15 protein-coding genes are annotated in these 19,081 nt (G+C 75.3%); 6 read left to right on the top strand and 9 right to left on the bottom strand.

Annotated features, from left to right (window positions below):
* Positions 1-48 precede the first annotated feature (48 nt).
* Positions 49-2,094, bottom strand: coding sequence for a HelD family protein (locus tag R2E43_RS16815; protein WP_003974658.1), 2,046 nt, complete (start codon positions 2,092-2,094; stop codon positions 49-51).
* 304 nt (positions 2,095-2,398) lie between these two features.
* On the opposite strand from R2E43_RS16815, the gene R2E43_RS16810 reads away from it, so the two are divergent.
* Positions 2,399-2,584: a hypothetical protein gene (locus R2E43_RS16810; RefSeq protein ID WP_003974657.1), complete on the top strand. Its 186-nt coding sequence runs from the start codon at positions 2,399-2,401 to the stop codon at positions 2,582-2,584.
* Between the two features lie 3 nt (positions 2,585-2,587).
* On the opposite strand, the gene R2E43_RS16805 is transcribed toward R2E43_RS16810, so the two are convergent.
* The 3 genes from R2E43_RS16805 to R2E43_RS16795 form a co-directional block, all read right to left on the bottom strand.
* Positions 2,588-4,225: a DNA repair helicase XPB gene (locus R2E43_RS16805; protein ID WP_016326866.1), complete on the bottom strand. Its 1,638-nt coding sequence runs from the start codon at positions 4,223-4,225 to the stop codon at positions 2,588-2,590.
* A 78-nt stretch (positions 4,226-4,303) separates the two neighbouring features.
* Entirely contained in the window at positions 4,304-4,486 is a 183-nt protein-coding gene (locus R2E43_RS16800) for a hypothetical protein (protein WP_003974655.1), read from the bottom strand.
* 397 nt (positions 4,487-4,883) lie between these two features.
* Positions 4,884-7,487: a helicase-associated domain-containing protein gene (locus R2E43_RS16795; RefSeq protein WP_003974654.1), complete on the bottom strand. Its 2,604-nt coding sequence runs from the start codon at positions 7,485-7,487 to the stop codon at positions 4,884-4,886.
* 49 nt (positions 7,488-7,536) lie between these two features.
* Here R2E43_RS16795 and R2E43_RS16790 point away from each other — a divergent pair, with 49 nt between their 5' ends.
* Together R2E43_RS16790 and R2E43_RS16785 are read left to right on the top strand one after the other, a co-directional pair.
* Entirely contained in the window at positions 7,537-8,637 is a 1,101-nt protein-coding gene (locus R2E43_RS16790) for a ribonuclease H family protein (RefSeq protein WP_319124718.1), read from the top strand.
* An 856-nt stretch (positions 8,638-9,493) separates the two neighbouring features.
* Positions 9,494-10,156 carry an HAD family hydrolase gene (locus R2E43_RS16785; protein WP_003974652.1) on the top strand — a complete coding sequence of 221 codons (663 nt, stop codon included), beginning with the start codon at positions 9,494-9,496 and terminating at the stop codon, positions 10,154-10,156.
* On the opposite strand, the gene R2E43_RS16780 is transcribed toward R2E43_RS16785, so the two are convergent.
* Positions 10,105-10,383: a hypothetical protein gene (locus R2E43_RS16780; RefSeq protein WP_003974651.1), complete on the bottom strand. Its 279-nt coding sequence runs from the start codon at positions 10,381-10,383 to the stop codon at positions 10,105-10,107. The two genes, R2E43_RS16785 and R2E43_RS16780, sit on opposite strands and share 52 nt — an antisense overlap.
* 175 nt (positions 10,384-10,558) lie before the next feature.
* Here R2E43_RS16780 and R2E43_RS16775 point away from each other — a divergent pair, with 175 nt between their 5' ends.
* Positions 10,559-10,942 carry a cold-shock protein gene (locus R2E43_RS16775; protein WP_003974650.1) on the top strand — a complete coding sequence of 128 codons (384 nt, stop codon included), beginning with the start codon at positions 10,559-10,561 and terminating at the stop codon, positions 10,940-10,942.
* Between the two features lie 19 nt (positions 10,943-10,961).
* Here R2E43_RS16775 and R2E43_RS16770 read toward each other — a convergent pair whose 3' ends face one another.
* Genes R2E43_RS16770 through R2E43_RS16755 form a run of 4 tightly spaced genes read right to left on the bottom strand, consistent with a single transcriptional unit; the run spans position 10,962 to position 14,482 of the window.
* Positions 10,962-11,810 (bottom strand): 1,4-dihydroxy-6-naphthoate synthase, encoded by an 849-nt coding sequence (locus R2E43_RS16770; protein WP_003974649.1) that lies wholly within the window; start codon positions 11,808-11,810, stop codon positions 10,962-10,964.
* Positions 11,800-12,507, bottom strand: coding sequence for a futalosine hydrolase (locus R2E43_RS16765; RefSeq protein ID WP_093456661.1), 708 nt, complete (start codon positions 12,505-12,507; stop codon positions 11,800-11,802). Before R2E43_RS16765 ends, R2E43_RS16770 begins: the two co-directional genes overlap by 11 nt.
* Before the next feature lie 15 nt (positions 12,508-12,522).
* Positions 12,523-13,032, bottom strand: a complete 510-nt coding sequence (locus R2E43_RS16760; RefSeq protein WP_173668749.1) for a DUF2771 domain-containing protein — start codon at positions 13,030-13,032, stop codon at positions 12,523-12,525.
* Between the two features lie 58 nt (positions 13,033-13,090).
* Positions 13,091-14,482: an MFS transporter gene (locus tag R2E43_RS16755; RefSeq protein ID WP_332056325.1), complete on the bottom strand. Its 1,392-nt coding sequence runs from the start codon at positions 14,480-14,482 to the stop codon at positions 13,091-13,093.
* Positions 14,483-14,815: 333 nt separating this feature from the next.
* Here R2E43_RS16755 and R2E43_RS16750 point away from each other — a divergent pair, with 333 nt between their 5' ends.
* Both R2E43_RS16750 and R2E43_RS16745 read left to right on the top strand, forming a co-directional pair.
* Positions 14,816-15,742, top strand: a complete 927-nt coding sequence (locus tag R2E43_RS16750) for a DUF3027 domain-containing protein (RefSeq protein ID WP_003974645.1) — start codon at positions 14,816-14,818, stop codon at positions 15,740-15,742.
* A 152-nt stretch (positions 15,743-15,894) separates the two neighbouring features.
* Entirely contained in the window at positions 15,895-19,023 is a 3,129-nt protein-coding gene (locus tag R2E43_RS16745; protein WP_332056324.1) for a sacsin N-terminal ATP-binding-like domain-containing protein, read from the top strand.
* Positions 19,024-19,081: the final 58 nt, after the last annotated feature.

Raw genomic sequence — 19,081 nt, 5'->3', positions numbered from 1 at the left:
ACCGCCCACCCGTGCCGCCCCGGCGGCACGACTGCCCGCAGCCAAGGGTCAGGCCAGCTGCTGCGGCAGCCCCGTCGCGTGGGTCACGATCAGGCCCGACACCGCTCGGGTCAGCGCCACGTACAGCCGGCGCAGTCCCGTCCGTTCGTCCGGCTCGCCGTCGACCACGGCCTGCGGCTCGTCCAGGACCACGTAGTCGTACTCCAGGCCCTTGGCCAAGGAGGCCGGGACCAGGGTCAGGCGGGTGGTGCGGGTGGTCTCCTCGCCGGGGCCGACGTGGCCGATCCCGGCCGCCGCCAGCGCCGCCGCCAGCTCCGGCACCCGCGCGTCGGCGGCGATCAGGCCGACCGAGCCCTCCCGCTCCAGCAGCTCACGGCAGGCCGCCACCACGTCGGCCGTCCCGCCCGGGGCCGTACGGATGTCGAAGAAGCCCGGGTTCTCGCGGATCGACGCGACCGGCGTCAGACCCGGCGCGATGTGCGGCAGCAGCCGGGACGCGTACGCGATGACGTCCGTCGGCACACGGAAACCGGCCGTCAGCTCCTCGACCACCGCCTCGGCCTTGCCCAGATGCCCCAGCGCCTGGGCCCAGCTCCGGGTCGCCCACGGCGTGGTGCCCTGCGCCAGGTCGCCCAGGACGGTCGCCGAACCGGTGGTGCAGCGCCGGCCCACCGCGCGGTACTGCATCGGGGACAGGTCCTGCGCCTCGTCGAGGACCACGTGCCCCAGGGAGTGGGTGCGCTCGATCAGGTCGGTCGCCTCGTCGATCAGCACGGCGTCGGCGGGTGACCATGGGGCGGACTTCACCGAGCGGGCCGGCTTCACCCACAGCACCGCCTTCTGCTCGTCCTCGGTGAGGATCCCCTCGGCGTGCTCGGCGAGGAAGTCCGCGTCGGCGAGCAGACGCAGGACCAGTCTGGCGGGGTCGACCTGCGGCCAGACCGACTTCACCAGCGCCTTCACGGCCGCGTTGCGCGCCACCGCGTTCTGCACCCGGTCGTCCGGTGCCTCGCCGGCCCGCTCCATCTGCACCAGCACGGCGTGCGCGATCCGCTGCGGCAGCGCCTCGCGGGCGGCGCCGTAGCGGATGTCACGGGCGAGCAGCTCGCGGACGATCTCCTCCAGCTCGTACACCGGCACCCGCCAGCGGCGCGAGCCGCGCACCACGACGACGCCCTCGGTGGGCGGGACGACGTGGGAGTACAGGGCCCGGCGCAGCACCTCCGCCATCCGCGCGTCGCCCTTGATCACCGCCGTCGCCGCCTCGTCCGTGCCGCGCACCTCGACGTGGGCCACCAGGTCGTCGACGGTCGCCTGGCGGACCGTCAGCTCGCCGAGTGCCGGGAGGACCTGCTCGATGTAGTGCAGGAAGGACCGGTTCGGACCGATGACCAGCGTGCCGGTGCGGGCCAGGCGCTCGCGGTGCGCGTACAGGAGGTAGGCCACCCGGTGCAGGCCGACGGCGGTCTTGCCGGTGCCCGGGCCGCCCTGCACGCAGACCGAGCCGGCCAGCCCGGCGCGCACGATCTCGTCCTGCTCGGGCTGGATGGTCGCCACGATGTCCCGCATCGGTCCGACGCGGGGCCGCTCGATCTCCTGCTGGAGCAGCCTGCTGGTGGTCGCCGCCTCGGCCGGGTCGAGCAGGTGCTCGTCCTCGTACGCGGTCAGGTCGCCGCCGGTGTAGCCGAAGCGGCGGCGCAGCGAGACGTCCTGCGGGTCCTTCTTCGAGGCCCGGTAGAACGGCTGCGAGACCGGTGCCCGCCAGTCGATCACCATCGGGTCGCCGTCCGCGTCGTGCACGTGCCGCCGCCCGACGTAGAAGCGCTCCCCGTCCCCGCCCTCCGCCTGCTCGGCCCCCGGGGCGTGCAGGTAGTCGAGCCGGCCGAAGAACAGGGGGGTCTCGCTGAGGTCCGCGAGTGCCTTGATGCGCTGCTCGATCTGGCTCTCCAGGACGGCGGCGTTGACCCAGTTCGCCGTCACGTCGGTGATGTCGAGGGACTCGACGTCCTCGCGCATGGCGCGCAGCGCGGACCGGGACGCGGCGAGGTGGGAGCGCTCTTTGGAGAGGGGGTCGTCGTGGCCGGGCGTGGACAAGGGGGTGCCTCCGGATGACCTGCGGTGCGGTGGGCGCGCTGTCGGCGCGCGACGGACCGTCCGGTTTCCGTCCGGACGGCGGCACTCCGTGGGGAGGCGGGCAAGAGCGGAGATTCTAAGGCAGCGCGGGCGGCACGGGCCAACCGTTTTTCACCCTCCCGGGGGCCGGCCCGTGGCCCGACCCCTAGGGGATCACGTCATCCGCGCTGGGGGATGCGCTCCCTCCAGGGTCGTAGCCGAGGCGTGCGGGGATTGGGTCCCCAGACCGATGCCGGTCGGGGGCTGGCGGTCGCACCATGGAGACATGAGCGCAGCAACCATCTCCCCCGCCCCGGCACCGGGCCGCGCGTCCGGTGCCACGCCCGTGGCCGGCAGCCACCGGCACCGGCTCGGTGACACCCTGCGCGCGGTCAGGGTGTTCGCGGGCGCCGCCTTCGACGTGGTCGTCCTCGGCGAGTACGGCGAGGAGGCCGGCGTCCGCCGTCACTGAACGTCAGCCGAGGACCTCGTCCGCGTCCATGATCCGGTAGGCGTAGCCCTGTTCCGCCAGGAAGCGCTGGCGGTGGGCGGCGAAGTCCTGGTCGAGGGTGTCGCGGGCGACGACCGAGTAGAAGTGCGCCTGGTGGCCGTCGGCCTTCGGCCGCAGCACCCGGCCCAGGCGCTGGGCCTCCTCCTGCCGCGAGCCGAACGTGCCCGACACCTGGATGGCGACCGTCGCCTCCGGCAGGTCGATCGAGAAGTTCGCGACCTTCGACACGACGAGGACACTGATCTCGCCCTGCCGGAAGGACTCGAAGAGCTTCTCCCGCTGGGCGTTGGACGTCTCGCCCTTGATGACCGGCGCGCCCAGGTGCTCGCCCAGCTCGTCGAGCTGGTCGATGTACTGGCCGATGACGAGGATCTGCTGCCCGGCGAACCGCCGCACGATCGCCTCCGTCACCTTCCGCTTGGTGTCGGTCGTCGCGCAGAAGCGGTACTTCTCCTCCGTCTCGGCGGTGGCGTACGCGAGCCGCTCCGAGTCGGTGAGGTTGACCCGGACCTCCACGCAGTCGGCGGGCGCGATGTAGCCCTGCGCCTCGATCTCCTTCCACGGCGCGTCGAACCGCTTCGGCCCGATCAGCGAGAAGACGTCCGACTCGCGGCCGTCCTCGCGGACGAGGGTCGCGGTCAGACCGAGCCGCCGCCGGGCCTGGAGGTCGGCGGTGAACTTGAAGACCGGCGCCGGCAGCAGGTGCACCTCGTCGTAGACGATCAGCCCCCAGTCCCGGGAGTCGAACAGCTCCAGGTGCGGGTAGACGCCCTTCCGCCGGGTGGTCAGCACCTGGTACGTGGCGATGGTGACCGGCCGGATCTCCTTGCGGGTGCCGCTGTACTCGCCGATCTCGTCCTCGGTCAGCGAGGTGCGCTTGACCAGCTCGTGCTTCCACTGTCGGGCGGAGACGGTGTTGGTGACCAGGATCAGCGTCGTCGACTTGGCCTGCGCCATCGCGCCCGCCCCGACCAGCGTCTTGCCCGCGCCGCAGGGGAGCACGACGACACCGCTGCCGCCGTGCCAGAAGTTCTCCACCGCCTGCTTCTGGTACGGGCGCAGCGCCCACCCGTCCTCGGCCAGCTCGATCGGGTGCGCCTCGCCGTCGACGTACCCGGCGAGGTCCTCGGCCGGCCAGCCCAGCTTGAGCAGCGTCTGCTTGATCTGCCCGCGCTCGGAGGGGTGCACGGCCACCGTGTCGGCGTCGATGCGGGTGCCGACCAGCGGCGCGATCCGCTTCGACTTCAGCACCTCCTCCAGCACCGGCCGGTCGGTGGTGGTCAGGACCAGGCCGTGCGCCGGGTGCTTGGAGAGGGTGAGGCGGCCGTAGCGGTCCATCGTCTCGGCGATGTCGACCAGCAGCGCGTGCGGCACGGGGTAGCGGCTGTACTCGACGAGCGCGTCCACGACCTGCTCGGCGTCGTGGCCCGCCGCCCGCGCGTTCCACAGGCCCAGCGGGGTGACCCGGTAGGTGTGGATGTGCTCCGGAGCCCGCTCCAGTTCCGCGAACGGCGCGATGGCCCGACGGCAGTCGCCGGCCTGCTCGTGGTCGACTTCGAGGAGCAGGGTCTTGTCGGACTGGACGATCAGCGGACCATTCACGGGCGGCACCCTTTCGCGTGCGTACGGCCGGACGACGGCTCGGCCAAACGTCAAGTGTGCCTGATCGCGGGACCGGGCCTACGGGAGCGCGATGTTGATGTTGTTGACGAGCGGGCCCTCCAGCGCGGCGGCCTTCGGGGCGAGGGCGCCGAACAGCGCCGCGGCGGTGATCAGGGCGGCGACGGAGACGGCGACGGCGGATCGGGCAGTGGTCCGGTCGGCGGACCGGTCCGGACCGGGGGTGGGGGTCTTGCCGCGCATGGGAGGCCTTTCGGGATTCTCGGGGTTCTCGGGGGACGGCGGGCCGGGCCCGGAAGGGCGAGGGGCCCGGCCCGCCGCCGGGGGACGCGGTGGGCGGACGGTCAGAGGGTGAGGCCCCCACCGAGGTCGATGCCGACGGCGGCGGCCTCGGCGGCGAACGCCGCGAGCAGGGCAGCGGTGGAGGTCAGGACGGTGGCGGCACGGCGAACGGCAGTACGCATCGGGTTCTTCCTTTCGGTTGGTTTGCGGGGCACCCGGTGGCTGCCCGACCGCCCGTGACCCGATGCGGAATATGAAAAAAGCTCCCTCGCAGGTGCGAATCACCCGGCGTGGCGTGCATGAACCACCGCGTACACCCGAAAGTGCGCCGCGCGTCGCACGCGGGAGCCGGTCCGGATCAGCCCGCGTCGTCGGCCAGCTCGGCCACGCCCGTGACCCGGTGCAGCGGGTAGGTGCGCACCTCGTCCGCCGTGTGGTCGTACGCCGTGACGAAACCGCCCTCGACCCGGATCGGCGCGATCACGCGCTGGCTGGCCGCGCCCTCGGCGTTCACGTAGCCGATCCACAGCGCCTCGCCGGTCAGGACCGCCGCCTGCATCGTGGCCAGCGTCTCGGCGGCACCCGTGCGGGGCAGCGAGCCGCCCGGCATGCCGCCCTCGCCGCCGCCCTCGCCGTCCCCGGGGCCCGGCTTGCGCGGGGTCGTGGAGGCCAGGTCACCGGCGCGCACGGCCCGGATCGCCGCCGCCAGGAGCGTGTCGTCGGGCGCCGGCGGACCGTCCGGGACCGGCTCAGGCGCCGCCCGCGGCGGGGTGCGGTGCGAGTCGGCGCGGGCGATCAGCACGTCGCCCGCGGCGGACTCGGCGGCCGGCGCGAACCCGATCGCGCGCAGCCCGTCGAGCAGCGCCGCCGGGTCGGCCTGCGCGGCCAGCACGGTGGGCGCCAGGCGGCGCAGGCCCAGACCGGCGGCCCGCTTGTCGGCGAGGATCTCGTCCAGCGTCGCGTCGTCGTCGCAGCGCACGTACGCCGAGGCCGCGCCGACCCGCAGCCGCCCGTGCCGCCGGGCCACGTCGTCGATCAGGTACGTCAGGGGCTGCGGCACCGGCGTACGGGAGTGCCGGGCGAGGAACGCGTGCAGGTCGGCGGCGCTCTGCCCGGCGTCCAGCGCACGGCGCACCGAGCCCGGCGTGAACCGGTAGACGGTCGCCCCGCCCTTGGACTCCACGTCCGCCAGCACTCCCAGCACGTCGGCCAGCCCGCGCTCCAGCGGCCCCGGCGCCACCGCCGTCAGGTCGGCCTGGAGCAGCACGTGGTCCAGCGGTTCGGGGAAGAGCGGGGCGAGCAGCCGGGCGGCGGTCGCGGTGGCCGCGGCCCGTTCGGCGGGGGTCGGGGGAGCGGTCACCGGGGGCGTGCGGTGGTGGTGGACGGGGAGCTTGTCGCCCGGACCCCCGGGGCCCGCCGTGTCGTTGGCCGTCGCCGGACGGGGGGCCTCGGGCGCGCCGATCAGGGCCCGCCCCGGTGCCGCGAGGGCGCCGCGCCCGGTGACACCCAGCAGCTCGGCCTCGGACAGCGTCCACCGGGCGATCCGGCTGCGCAGGTCGTCCTCCCTCGCCGCACCGGCCCCGGTCGCCCGCTGCTGCTGCGGGCCGCGCAGCGGGCGCTCCCAGCGCAGCCGGGCCAGCACCGACTCCGCGACCGGCGAGGCACCCTCGGGCAGCCCCGCGAGCAGGGCCAGCACCCGGTGCCGCACCTCCGGCGCCGCCGAACGGTCCAGGTTCGGGCCCAGCGCCGAGAGCGTGCGGTCCTTCGCGTCCCGGCCGCCGACCACGCCCGGCGTCCGGGTCGCGGTCAGCCACGTCCCCGCCAGCCGCGCCCAGCGCTCGGCGGGCGGCAGCTCGCGCCACTCGTCGTACGCCGGGGTCGCCGCGTACCGCTCCTCCGCCTCTCCGTCGGAGGCGATCAGACCGGCCCCGTAGGCCAGTTCGACCCAGAACGCGGCGACCGGCTCGGGGACGTCCAGGGCGACGGCCGTCCGCTTCAGGTCGCGCACGCTCAGGCCGCCCGCCCGCAGCACCGTCGGACCGCCCTCGTCCCACTCCTTCAGCAGCTCGTCGACGGTCGCCAGCGCCGCCAGCGCCTGGCCGGCCGCGGTGGCGTCCACAACCTGTGGACGGTGCGTCGCGGCCGCCTCCACCTGCGGTGGCACCGGCTCGGGCGCGCGGTGCGCCCGGCCCGCGCGCAGGTGCAGGGCGACCTCCCGGGGGAGTACGACCGTGCCGGGCGCGGTCGGCAGCAGCAGACCGCGGTCGAGGAGCGCGCGCAGGTGGGCGGCCGGGTCGTGGGTGACCTGGCCGTACGGCGGCCCCCACACGAGGCGGTCCAGCACCTCCCGGGACTCCCAGGGCAGTTCCGCCAGGAGCGCGGCCATCCGCCGCCGGTCGGCGAACAGGCGCCCGAGCGCGGACACGGCGGAGACCGCGTCGTGGGTCGAGGGCAGGCCGACGGCGGCCAGGATGTCCTGGATCCGGCCCGGGGACATCCCCGCCGTCGCCTCCCGCACGGTCGGGCCGAGCCCCGTCGGGGACGGATGCTGCGGTGAGGGCGCGAGCAGCTCGCGGGCGGTGCGCACCAGCCGCAGCCGGTCGTCGGCGCCCCACACCAGCGCCTGTTCGCGCAGCAGGGCGGCGGCCCGGGGCAGCGCGGCCGCGACCGCCGGGTCCTGCTCGTCGCCGCCCATCAGGGCGAGCAGCTCGCCGTAGGACGCCGGGTCCGGCGCCACGGCCAGCGCCTCGGCCGTCTGCAGCGCGAACCGGTCCAGCCGCTCCAGCGCCCGCACGACGGAGGCGCGGGTACCGGCGCGGGTGGCGAGCTGGGTGAGGTCGGTCGGCACGGGGGTGATGAGGTCGGGACGGCTGCGCAGGAGGGCGGCCAGCGAGACGTCGTCCCGGACGCGGAGCGCCTCCGCGAGGGACCGGGGGGCCGCGGACTTCTCCTCGGTGCTCATCCGGTCCACGTTAGCGGGTGGGTCGGACGGCGGGGGTGCGCGTGCGCCGGTGCGGTGCCGTCGGCCGGGCGGGGGAAGATTCGGTACCGTCGTCCGACGGGGTACGACAGGGCACGACGGAGTACCGCAACGCACCGCCCCGGAGGGGAACGTGGGGATCGAGAGCGACCAGGTCGTCTTCGAGTATCTGAGCCGCGTCGGCGACGTGGCCCAGCAGCGGCAGCTGCCGTCCGCCACCCGGATGCGGCTGGTGTCGGAGCTGCGCAACGAGATCGACCGGCACCGGGCGAAGACCACCGTGGACAGCCCCGCCGCGGTCCGCCGCATCCTGGACCGGCTCGGCGATCCCGCCGACATCGTCACCGCGGCGGGCGGTGCGAGCGGCGTACGGCAGCAGGCGGCACCGTCGCCCACCGCCGTGCCCGAGCAACGGGACACCGGTCCCCGCGACGCCGCGCGGCGCAAGGGCCGGCGGAGCCCCGCGCCCGAAACCCCGGCCGCGCCTCCCGCCGCCTCCCCGCCCCACCTGGCGAGCGCCCGGGAACTGGGGGACGTCGGCGACGGACAGCCGGACTGGTGGCGCGTCGACGACGGCCCCTTCGCCGGTGGGGGTCTCGGCGACAGCGTGCCCGGGTTCGTCGGCGGCGTCGAGATCCCGGAGCTGCTGAGGAAGCCGCCGGGCGCGGTCGACGAGGAGCGGAGGACGGAGCCCACCGCACCGCAGACCCCGGTGGAGGAGGCCGAGGAGCCGGCCGCCGGGGCCGTCGGGAAGCGGGCGGCCCGCCGCCTGCCCCGCCTGTGGCCCGAGGGCGGCTGGAACAACCCGCTCCTGCTGCTCGCCGCGGCCCTCCTGACCGTCGGCGCCGTGCTCGGCAGCCTGATCCCCCTCGGCCTGGGCTGGCTGATCGCCTACCTCTCCCGCCGGCTCACCCCGGCCCAGTCGAAGTGGGCCGTCCTCGGCCTGCCCGGCACGGTCGCCGCCGCGGGCGTCGTCTGGCTGTGGGGCCGCACCGAGGGCCGCTGGGGCGACCCGGTCGCCGAGGGCCACATGAACGACGCGATCGCCGAGACCTGGCCCTGGGTCCTGCGCACCGCCGCCGTGGCCACCGCCCTCTACCTCCTCTGGCGGTCCCGCCGCCCCCACGGCTGACCACGAGGGTGCCGCCGACGCTGCGGCAACGCGCGGCAGAGCACGGCGGACGGGGCAGGCGGCCGTTCCCGGGGGCCCGCCCCGGACCGGGGACGGCGGACCGGGGTCGGGGCGCACTCGTTGCACGGCGCGGGTCGATTCGCCCGTGGTCGTACCGGGTGCCCGCTGCTGGCGGGGCTGCGGCTACGCGGGGCTGAGCGCGGCGGGCGGTGCGAGGCGGCCGTTTCCGGGGTCCGCCCCGGTCCGCGGACGGCGGACCGGGGTCGGGGCGCACTCGTTGCACGGCGCGGGTCGATTCGCCCGTGGTCGTACCGGGTGCCCGCTGCTGGCGGGGCTGCGGCTACGCGGGGCTGAGCGCGGCGGGCGGTGCGAGGCGGCCGTTCCCGGGGTCCGCTCCGGTCCGGGGACGCCGGACCGGGGACGGCGGACCGGGGTCGGGGCGCACTCGTTGCACGGCGCGGGTCGATTCGCCCCCGGTCGTACCGGGTGCCCGCTGTTGCCGGGGCTGCGGCTACGCGGGGCTGAGCACGGCGGGCGGTGCGAGGCGGCCGTTCCCGGGGTCCGCCCCGGTCCGCGGAGGCCGGACCGGGGCCTGAGCGCACTCGTTGCACGGCGCGGGTCGATTCGCCCCCGGTCGCACCGGGCGCCCGCTGCTGCCGGGGCTGCGGCTACGCGGGGCTGAGCACGGCGGGCGGTGCGACGCGGCCGTTCCCGGGGCCCGCCCCGGTCCGCGGAGGCCGGTCCACGGAGGCCGGACCGGGGTCGGGGCGCACTCGTTGCACGGCGAGCGTCGGTTCGTTCGCGGTCGTACCGGGTGCCCGCGGGCAGGCGTCGGGGGCCCGGCACAATGGGGGCCATGGCCTCCACCACCCGCCCCGCGCCCACCGTCGGCTTCGACCTCGACATGACGCTGATCGACTCACGGCCCGGCATCCGCGCCTGCTACGTCGAGCTGAGCGCCCGCACCGGGACGTACGTGGACGCCGACCTGGCCGTCACCCGGCTCGGGCCGCCGCTGGCCGAGGAGCTGGCGAACTGGTTCCCGGCCGAGGAGATCGAGGCCGTCGCCGACCTCTACCGGGAGATCTACCCGGCGTACGCGATCGAGCCCACGCTCGCGCTGCCCGGCGCCCGCGAGGCGGTGACCGCCGTGCGCGGGGCCGGCGGGCGGGCGGTCGTCGTCACCGCCAAGTACGAGCCGAACGCGAAGCTGCACCTGGCGCACCTCGGCATCGAGCCGGACGCCGTGATCGGCGGCCTGTGGGCCGAGCAGAAGGCCGTGGCACTGCGCGAGCACGAGGCGGACGTCTACGTCGGCGACCACGTCGGCGACGTCCGCGGAGCCCGCGCCGCCGGTGCCCGCTCCGTGGCCGTGGCCAGCGGGCCGTGCGACGCCGGGGAACTGCGCGCGGCGGGCGCCGACGTGGTCCTCGCCGACCTCACCGCGTTCCCGGAGTGGCTCGCGGCCTACCGGGACGGCGAGGGCGACGCCGAGGGGCTCGACGCGGCCCGCGCCTGACGCCGCCCGGCGGCGATCGACCGGAGCACCCCGGCACCGGCGACCAGGAAGCCCACCCCCATCAGCATGCTCAGCCCGAACATGTAGGTGGGGAAGGGCGTCGTGTCCAGCAGCAGCGGGGCCACCGTGACCAGAGTGGCCAGGGCGCCGACGAAGAAGACGATCGCACCGGCGCGGATCAGCCGGTCGCCGGGCGCGGCGGAATTCGTTTGGGTTTGTTCACGCACCCGACCAGGGTAGTTCCCAGGCCTGGAGAACAGCCGGGGGACGTCTTGTCACCCGTCTGGAGACCATTAGCCTTGGTACCGGCGGGTCCGGACGACCCGCCCAAGTGCTATCAAGAGCCGTTTCCGAGCATGTTTCCGAGCAGTTTTCCCGACGAGTACGAGGACGAGGACAGACGTGCCTACCGGCAAGGTCAAGTGGTTCAACAGCGAGAAGGGCTTCGGCTTTCTCTCCCGCGACGACGGCGGTGACGTCTTCGTCCATTCCTCGGTCCTCCCCGCCGGAGTCGAGAGCCTGAAGCCGGGACAGCGCGTCGAGTTCGGTGTCGTCGCCGGGCAGCGGGGCGACCAGGCACTGTCGCTCGCCCTGCTCGACCCGGCCCCCTCGGTCGCGGCCGCGCAGCGCAAGAAGCCGGACGAGCTGGCTTCCATCGTGCAGGACCTGACGACCCTCCTGGAGAACATCACGCCGATGCTGGAGCGCGGCCGCTACCCCGAGAAGACGGCCGGCAAGAAGATCGCCGGGCTGCTCCGCGCGGTCGCGGACCAGCTCGACGTCTGATCTCCTCGCCCCGGCCGTCCTACGGGAACGCCAGCGCGTCCGGGCCGAGGGCCGGTACGAGTCCCTCGGCCGCCGCGCGGGTCAGCAGGCCCCGGATCGCCGCGTAGCCGTCCTCGCCGAGGTCGGCGGTGAACTCGTTGACGTACAGCCCGATGTGCTGGTCGGCGACGGCCGGGTCCATCTCCTGCGCGTGCTCCATGACGTAGGGCCGGGACGCCTCCGGGTCGTCCCAGGCCGCGCGGACCGAGGCGCGCACCGCGTCCGCGAGCCGGGTCAGCGCCGGCGCGCCCAGCGAGCGCCTCGCGATGATCGCGCCGAGCGGGATCGGCAGCCCGGTGGTGTGCTCCCAGTGCTCGCCCATGTCGGCGAGCTTGTGCAGCCCGTAGTTCTGGTACGTGAAGCGGGCCTCGTGGATCACCAGGCCCGCGTCGACCTTCCCGTCCCGCACGGCCGGCATGATCTCGTGGAACGGCATGACGACGATCTCGCCCACCCCGCCGGGCACGGTGTCCGCCGCCCACAGCCGGAACAGCAGGTAGGCCGTCGACGTCTCGCTGGGCACCGCCACCGTGCGCCCGCGCAGGTCCGCGTCCGCCTCCCGGGTCAGCACCAGCGGGCCGCAGCCCCGGCCCAGCGCGCCGCCGCAGGGCAGCAGGGCCCAGTCGTCGAGGACGTAGGGCAGCACGGCGTACGACACCTTGAGCACGTCCAGCTCGCCGCGCTCGGCCATGCCGTTGGTGATGTCGATGTCCGCGAAGGTCACGTCGAGGGCGGGGGCGCCCGGAACGCGGCCGTGGGCGAGGGCGTCGAAGACGAAGGTGTCGTTCGGGCAGGGGGAGTACGCGATCTGCAGGGTGTCAGCGCTCATGCGGTTTCCAACTCTCAAGGACGGGTGCGAGCTTCCCGACGGCGTCCGTCAGGGCCGCGAGCGCCTCGCCGATGCGCCAGGCGGCGCGGTCGCGCGGTCCGACCGGATTGGAGACCGCGCGCAGTTCCAGCACCGGAACGCCGTGCGCGGCGGCGGCCTCGGCGACGCCGAAGCCCTCCATCGCCTCGGCCAGGGCGCCCGGGTGGCGCTCGCGCAGCAGCGCGGCGCGGGCCGCGGTGCCGGTGACGGTGGACCCGGTCAGCACGGTGCCGGGCCGGGCCCCGGTCGCCTCGGCGGCGGCGCGGACCAGAGGGCCCGGCGGCAGGTGGGTGACGGTGCCGAAGCCGAGGTCGGTGACCGGCAGGAAGCCGTCGGCGGTCTCGGCGCCCAGGTCGGCGGCGGTGATCGCGTCGGCGACGACCAGGGAGCCGACGGGCGCCTCGGGCGCGAAGCCGCCGCCGATACCGGCCGAGACGACCAGGTCGTAGGGCCTGCCGTCGAGGGCGGCCGCGGTCAGGGCGGCGGCCGTGGAGGCGGCGGCGCGGGCCGGGCCCACCCCGGCGGCCAGCAGGTCCCAGCCGTCCGGCAGCCGGTGGAGGGTGATCCCGGGGCGGGACACCTCCGTGCCCGGCGCCGGGAACGCCCGAGCCACCGCGTCCCGTTCGACGGAGACCGCGGTGGCCACGAGGAGGTGCACGGAGGACGTGGGCGGTCAGTCCTTCTTCAGCTCGAAGACCCACACACCGGTGATGTTCTGGCTGTCGTCCTTGCCGTCCCGGACCGCGACGGCGACGTTCGTCGAGTCGCCCTGGGCGCCGTACTGGGCGTTGAAGAACACGCTGCCCGGCACGGTGCGGTAGGTCTTGTCGCTGTCCTCGACGAGCTGCTGACCGTTCATCAGGATCGTCCAGTGCTTGTCGGCGATGTCCGGGTCGACGCCGAACCGCACGGTCTCGTCCTGGTCGACGGTGATGGACTTCGCGTCCTTGTCCTTCAGGCACTTGTTGATCTCGTCGGGGGAAAGGTTCTTGCCCTTTCCGCCGCAGGTGGCCTCGGAGCTGACCGAGTCACTGCCGACCGTGATCGTCGCGATCGGGGTCGGCTCGTCACAGGCCGACAGCAGGAGAAGTCCGGCGGACACGGCGCCGACAGCGGCGACGGCGCGGCGGCGTCGCACAACGCGGTGTCCGATAGCGGCGGTGCCGCGGGGCAACGTGGTCATGGCGGAAGGCTATACGGCGCCTGAGCCCCGCCCCCCACCTGGGTACGGCGTGGCGTGGTCACGCCACTCTCGGCCGAGTCCGTCCCCCGTGCCGCGCGGAGTCGAGCAGCCCCCGCACGGTCGTCAGCCACCCGGCGGCGATGATCGCGGCGGCCACCGACAGGCCCAGCGTGCCGTTGAGCGGCAGCACGATGCCGACCGCGCCGCCGAGCACCCAGGAGACCTGGAGCAGCGTCTCCGAGCGCGCGAACGCGGACGTGCGCACCTGCTCCGGCACGTCCCGCTGGATCAGCGCGTCCAGGGACAGCTTGGCCAGCGCCTGCGCGAACCCGGCGACCGCCGCCAGACACGCCACCAGGAAGGCGCTGAAGAACACCGCGGCGACCACCGCCGCGCCCAGCACGATCACGACCACCGTCACGATGATCACCTCCGGCGCCCGGGACCGCAGCCACGCCCCGACGGCCGTGCCCAGCGCGTTGCCCGCACCGGCCGCGACGCCCACGATCCCGAGCGACACCGCCGCGCTCTGGCCGGTCATCGGGTGCACCCGCAGCAGGAACGCCAGGAAGAAGATCAGGAAGCCGGTCAGGCAGCGGATGGCGGCGTTGGCGGCCAGCGCGTGGGTCACCGCCGGGCCCACCGTGCGCAGGCCGGGGCGCTTGCTCCGCCCCCGCAGCGGTCCCGGCAGGTGTGCCTCGTCCGCGGCGAGCAGCGCCCGGTCCTCGCCGCGCGCCGAGTCCACCTTCCGCGGCAGCGTGAACGACAGCACGGTGCCCGCGACGAAGATCACGAAGGCCCCGTACAGCGGCCACCGCGGCCCCAGCTGCTGGAGGCCCGCACCGATCGGCGCGGCCGCACCGGTGGCCAGCAGCCCGCACAGCGTGACCCGCGAGTTCGCCTTCACCAGCGAGACCCGGGGCGGCAGCAGCCGCGGCACCACGGCGCTCCTGACCACGCCGTACGCCTTCGAGGCGACCAGTACGCCGAGCGCGGCCGGGTACAGCTCGATGCCGCCGGTGACGACCGCGCCGGACAGCACCAGCGCGAGCACCGCGCGGGCGCCCATCGCGGTCGCCATCGCCGCGCGGCGGCCGTGCGGCAGCCGGTCCAGGAGCGGGCCGATCACCGGCGCGAGCAGCGTGAACGGCGCCATGGTGATGGCGAGGTACAGCGCGACCCGCCCGCGTGCCTCGTCGGTGGGGACGGAGAAGAACACGGTGGAGGCGAGCGCGACGGTGATCATGACGTCACCGGCGCCGTTCACCCCGTGCAGCTCGATCAGCTTGCCGAGGCCCGACTCGCCCGCGCCGTGCGCGTGCGTCGCCCGCCGGATGCCGCGCGCGGTACCGGTCACCGGCAGGCGCAGGGCGCGGCCGACCGCACGGAACCGGGAGCCGGGACCGCGCCACCGGCTCCCGCGCTTGAACTCCGTCCGTGCGGCTGCCACCCCGTCATAGTGCCCCGTCGGAGGCGGCTGTAGCGTCGATACGGCACGGATGGCGGTGATCGAGTCGGGTGCGACCCGCCCGGGAACGCGTGGCCGTACCCCGCCGAAATTCCCGTCGGTGTAGGCCCAGGGCACATGAGCAGGTAGCGTGCGTAGCGCGCCGTGGCGAACGTTCTCGGCCGCGCGCCTTACGGCCATCCCGCAGAATGGATGACGTAGGTGCGCCCGAGCGCGATCGGGCGCGGACGTCGACGCGGTCCACAGGTCCGCTCCGTCCGCCCCTCGCACACAGCGGTGCACTCGTGAGACGGCGTATGGAGAGAAGCGATACCTGTGAGCGCAGCGACAACGCGAAGCCGCACCCCTGACCGCCTGTGCGCCGAGGCCGTCGACCTCGCCCGGGCCGCCGCCGAGGAGGCCGCCGCACCAGGCGTCGTCGGCGAGCACGAGGGCCTGGTGTCCGAGGGCGACCGGGTCGTCACCCACTACTTCGCCTGCAAGGAGCTGGGCTACCGGGGCTGGCGCTGGGCCGTGACGGTGGCCCGCGCCTCCCGCGCCAAGATCGTCACGGTGGACGAGGCGGTGCTGCTGCCCGGCCCCGACGCGCTCCTCGCCCCCGAGTGGGTGCCGTGGAGCGAGCGGCTGCGCCCCGGCGACATGGGCCCCGGCGACCTGCTGCCCACCGACGCGGAGGACCTGCGCCTGGAGCCCGGCTGGACCGGCGAGGACGAGCCGCCGCCGAACTCCGCCGTCTCGCACGAGATGGCCGACCTGGTCGAGGCCGAGGACGCCGAGGTGACCGCCGGGCCGCCCGCCGAGCTGTCGGCCGTCCCGGCCCGCGGCACGATCTCGGCGGTCGCCGAGGAGCTGGGCCTGCGCCGCACCCGGGTGCTGTCCCGGTACGGGCTGCACGTCGCCGCCGACCGCTGGGAGGAGGGCTACGGCCCCAAGACCGCGATGGCCCAGGCGGCTCCCGCCTCCTGCGTCAGCTGCGGCTTCCTCGCCCGCATCGGCGGCTCGCTCGGGCAGGCCTTCGGCGTGTGCGCCAACGAGTTCTCCCCGGCCGACGGGCACGTCGTGTCGCTGGCCTACGGGTGCGGCGGGCACTCCGAGGCCGCGGTGATGCCGAAGCCGCCGCGGGTGGCTCCGCCGGTGATCGACGAGACGCGGGTGGACCCCTTCCCGCTGCGGCCGGCCGCGGACTCGGGGTCGGTCCCGGTGACCGAGGACCAGGCGGTGGCGGAGCTGGGGCACTCGTAGCGCGGGTGCGTTCTTCGGCGCGGGTGCGTCGTGGCCGAGGTCCCTGGGGGCTGCGCCCCCAGACCCCGCTTCGGCCTTGACGGCCTAGTCCTCAGACGCCGGACGGGCTGGTTGGGCGGTACCTTCGTGGTCCGTCGATGAGGAGAGTCACCGTGAGCATGTTCGTACGGCCTGCCGCCGAAGGTGCCGATCCGTTCGGTACGGCACGGCTGCGGCGCGGGGTGCTGGACGCCTGGGCGACGAGCCCCGCCCGGTTCCGTGAGGACGCCAACGCGGAGGAGGACCTCGTCCTCGGCGGCTACCGCGACCGACTGGTCGTCGAACTCGCGCAGAACGCCGCCGACGCCGCCGCACGGGCCGGCGTGCCCGGCCGGCTCCGGCTCACCCTGCGCGACGGCGTCCTGGTCGCCGCCAACACCGGCGCCCCGCTCGACGCGACCGGCGTCGAGTCGCTGTCCACCCTGCGCGCCTCCGCCAAGCGGGACGCGGTGGACGGCTCGGTCGGCCGGTTCGGGGTCGGCTTCGCCGCCGTCCTGGCCGTGACCGACGAGCCCGCCGTGGTCGGCCGGCACGGCGGGGTGCGCTGGTCCCTGGCCGAGGCCCGCGACCTGGCCGCCGACACCGCCCGGCACAGCCCCGGCCTGGGTGACGAAATCCGGCGGCGCGACGGGCACGTACCACTGCTGCGGCTGCCGTTCCCCGCCGAGGGCACCGCCCCCGGCCCCTACGACACGGCGGTCATCCTCCCGCTGCGCGACACGGCCGCCGCCGACCTCGCCGAACGCCTCCTGCACGGCGTGGACGACGCCCTGCTGCTCGCCCTGCCGGGCCTGGCGGAGGTCGTGATCGAGGCGGGCGACGAGGTACGCACCCTCTCCCGCCGCGCCGAGGACGCCCTGACCGTCGTGGAGGACTCCCGGCAGGGCGTCACCCGCTGGCGCACCGCCGCCGCGCACGGCCCCCTCACCCCCGCCCTCCTCGCCGACCGGCCGGTGGAGGAACGGCTGCGCCCGCACTGGTCCGTGACCTGGGCGGTGCCCGTCGACGCCGACGGCGCTCCCGGCCGCCCCCGCACCAGCCCCGTCGTGCACGCCCCGACCCCCAGCGACGAGCCCCTCGGCGTGCCCGCCCTGCTCATCGCGTCCTTCCCGCTGGACTCCACCCGCCGGCACACCGCGCCGGGACCGCTGACCGACTTCCTGACCGAACGGGCCGCCGACGCCTACGCCGGGCTGCTCGCCGACTGGCGGCCGGTCACCGCCGGCCTCGTCGACCTGGTGCCGGGCGCGCTGGGCCGGGGCGAACTGGACGGCGCGCTGCGCCAGGCGATCCTCGACCGGCTGCCGCGCACGTCGTTCCTGCCGCCCGCCCTCCCCTCCGGGGGCGAGGACGCGGAGGACGACCTTCCGGAGTCCCTGCGGCCGCGCGACGCCGAGGTGGTGGAGGGCGCGGGCGCCGACACCGTGCGGGTGCTGGCCGAGGTGCTGCCGACCCTGCTGCCCGCCGGTCTGGAACGCCGCGCCGAACTGCGCACCCTGGGCGTGGCCCGGGTGCCGCTGACGGACGCCGTCGACCGGCTGGCGGGCCTGGAGAAGGCGCCGGGCTGGTGGCGCAGCCTCTACGACAGCCTCGCCGGGGTCGACCCGGACCGGCTGTCCGGGCTGCCCGTGCCCCTTGCGGACGGGCGGACGACCATCGGGCCCCGGCAGGTGCTGCTGCCCTCCCCGGACGCCGCCTCCCTCGACCCGGACGTCCTCACCCGCCTCGGTCTCAAGGTCGCCCACCCCGACGCCGCGCACCCGCTCCTGGAGAAGCTCGGCGCCCTCCCGGCCACCCCGCGCGCCGTGCTCACCACCCCGCAGGTGAGGGCCGCCGTCGCCGCCTCCCTGGACGACGAGGGCGGCGTCAACTGGGAGGAGGACGCCCTCGACGCCGAGGAGCTGGCCGACACCGTCCTCGGCCTGGTCCGCGACGCCGGACTCGACCCGGGCGACGAGCCCTGGCTGGGCGCCCTCGCCCTGCCCGACGAGGACGGCGAGCTCTCCCCGGCGGGCGAACTCGTCTTCCCCGGCGGCCCGTTCGCCCGGGTCATGCGGGAGGACGAACTGGCCGCCGTGGACGCGGAACTCGCCGAGAAGTGGGGGCCGGACCCGCTGGCCGCCTGCGGCGTGCTCGTCACCTTCGCCCTCGTTCGCGCCACCGACGTCGTCCTGGACCCCGACGAACTGGAGCCCCGAGAAGGGGACTTCGCCGAGCCCGACGACGCGGGACTGCTCGACGCCGTGGACGTGTGGAGCGAGGACGTCCTCGACCGCTTCCCGGACACCCCCGTCCCGCCGGTCGCCACCGAGATCGTCGCCGTGCGCGACCTCGACCTCGTGGACGACGACCACTGGCCCGAGGCCCTCGCCCTGCTGTCCCGGCCGCCGCTGCGCGACGCGCTGGTCCAGCCCGTGCGCGTCCTGCTGCCCGACGGCACCCACGAGGTCGTACGGCCCTACACCGCGTGGTGGCTGCGCGGGCACCCGGTGCTCGGCGGACGCCGCCCGGCCGGCCTGCGCGCGGCGGGCGGCGACCCGCTGCTGCGGGGCCTGTACGACGAGGCCGACGCGACCGGCTTCGAGGACGAGCAGGTACTGCGGGCCCTCGGCGTCCGCACCTCGGTCGCCGCCCTCCTCGACGAGCCCGGCGGCGCGGCCGAACTCCTGGACCGCCTCGCCGACCCGGACCGCCCGGTCACGGCCGCCCAACTGCACGCCCTCTACGGCGCGCTGGCCGAGCTGGACCCCGAGCGGGTCACCCTGCCGGACGAGGTGCGGGCCGTGGTCGACGGCGAGGTGCGCGTGGTGGACGCCGCCGACGCCGTCGTGGTCGACTCGCCCGACCTGCTGCCCTTCACCTCCGGCATGCCGCTGCTGCCGGTCCGGCCGGCCCGCGCCGCCGAACTGGCCGAGCTGTTCCAGGTGCGGCGGCTGAGCGAGTCCGTCACCGGCCGCGTCGACTCCGAGGGCACCGAGCACGACGTACCGGAGCCGGTGCGGGTGCTGCTCGGGGCGCGGACCCCGGCGTCGTACGTGGAGCACGGGGAACTGCTCGTCGACGGCGTGGAGATCGACTGGCGCCTCACCGAGGACGGCACGCTCCACGCGGCGACGCTGGAGGGCGTGGCCGCCGGCCTCGCCTGGTCGGCGGGCCAGTGGCCCCGCCGCTTCGAGGTGGCAGCACTGCTGGAGGACGAGTCGAGGACGGACGAGCTGGCAAGGGACCGCTGGTTCGACTGAGGAACGGCACGTCTCGACCGGGGGTCGGGCGGCGCCGTCAGGGGCGCGGGGCTGTGTT

Source organism: Streptomyces violaceoruber, from assembly GCF_033406955.1.
In the GTDB taxonomy this organism is placed as follows: Bacteria; Actinomycetota; Actinomycetes; order Streptomycetales; family Streptomycetaceae; genus Streptomyces; species Streptomyces violaceoruber.
The sequence above is the reverse complement of the archived record's forward strand: the minus strand, read 5'-3'. Positions and strand labels throughout refer to the sequence as shown.

Excerpts from the sequence above, each read along its gene's own strand:
- R2E43_RS16810 (WP_003974657.1), top strand. The coding sequence starts at position 2,399 with ATGAGCGCAGCAACCATCTCCCCCGCCCCGGCACCGGGCCGCGCGTCC.
- R2E43_RS16800 (WP_003974655.1), bottom strand. The coding sequence starts at position 4,486 with ATGCGCGGCAAGACCCCCACCCCCGGTCCGGACCGGTCCGCCGACCGG.
- R2E43_RS16795 (WP_003974654.1), bottom strand. The coding sequence starts at position 7,487 with ATGAGCACCGAGGAGAAGTCCGCGGCCCCCCGGTCCCTCGCGGAGGCG.
- R2E43_RS16785 (WP_003974652.1), top strand. The coding sequence starts at position 9,494 with ATGGCCTCCACCACCCGCCCCGCGCCCACCGTCGGCTTCGACCTCGAC.
- R2E43_RS16770 (WP_003974649.1), bottom strand. The coding sequence starts at position 11,810 with ATGAGCGCTGACACCCTGCAGATCGCGTACTCCCCCTGCCCGAACGAC.
- R2E43_RS16760 (WP_173668749.1), bottom strand. The coding sequence starts at position 13,032 with ATGACCACGTTGCCCCGCGGCACCGCCGCTATCGGACACCGCGTTGTG.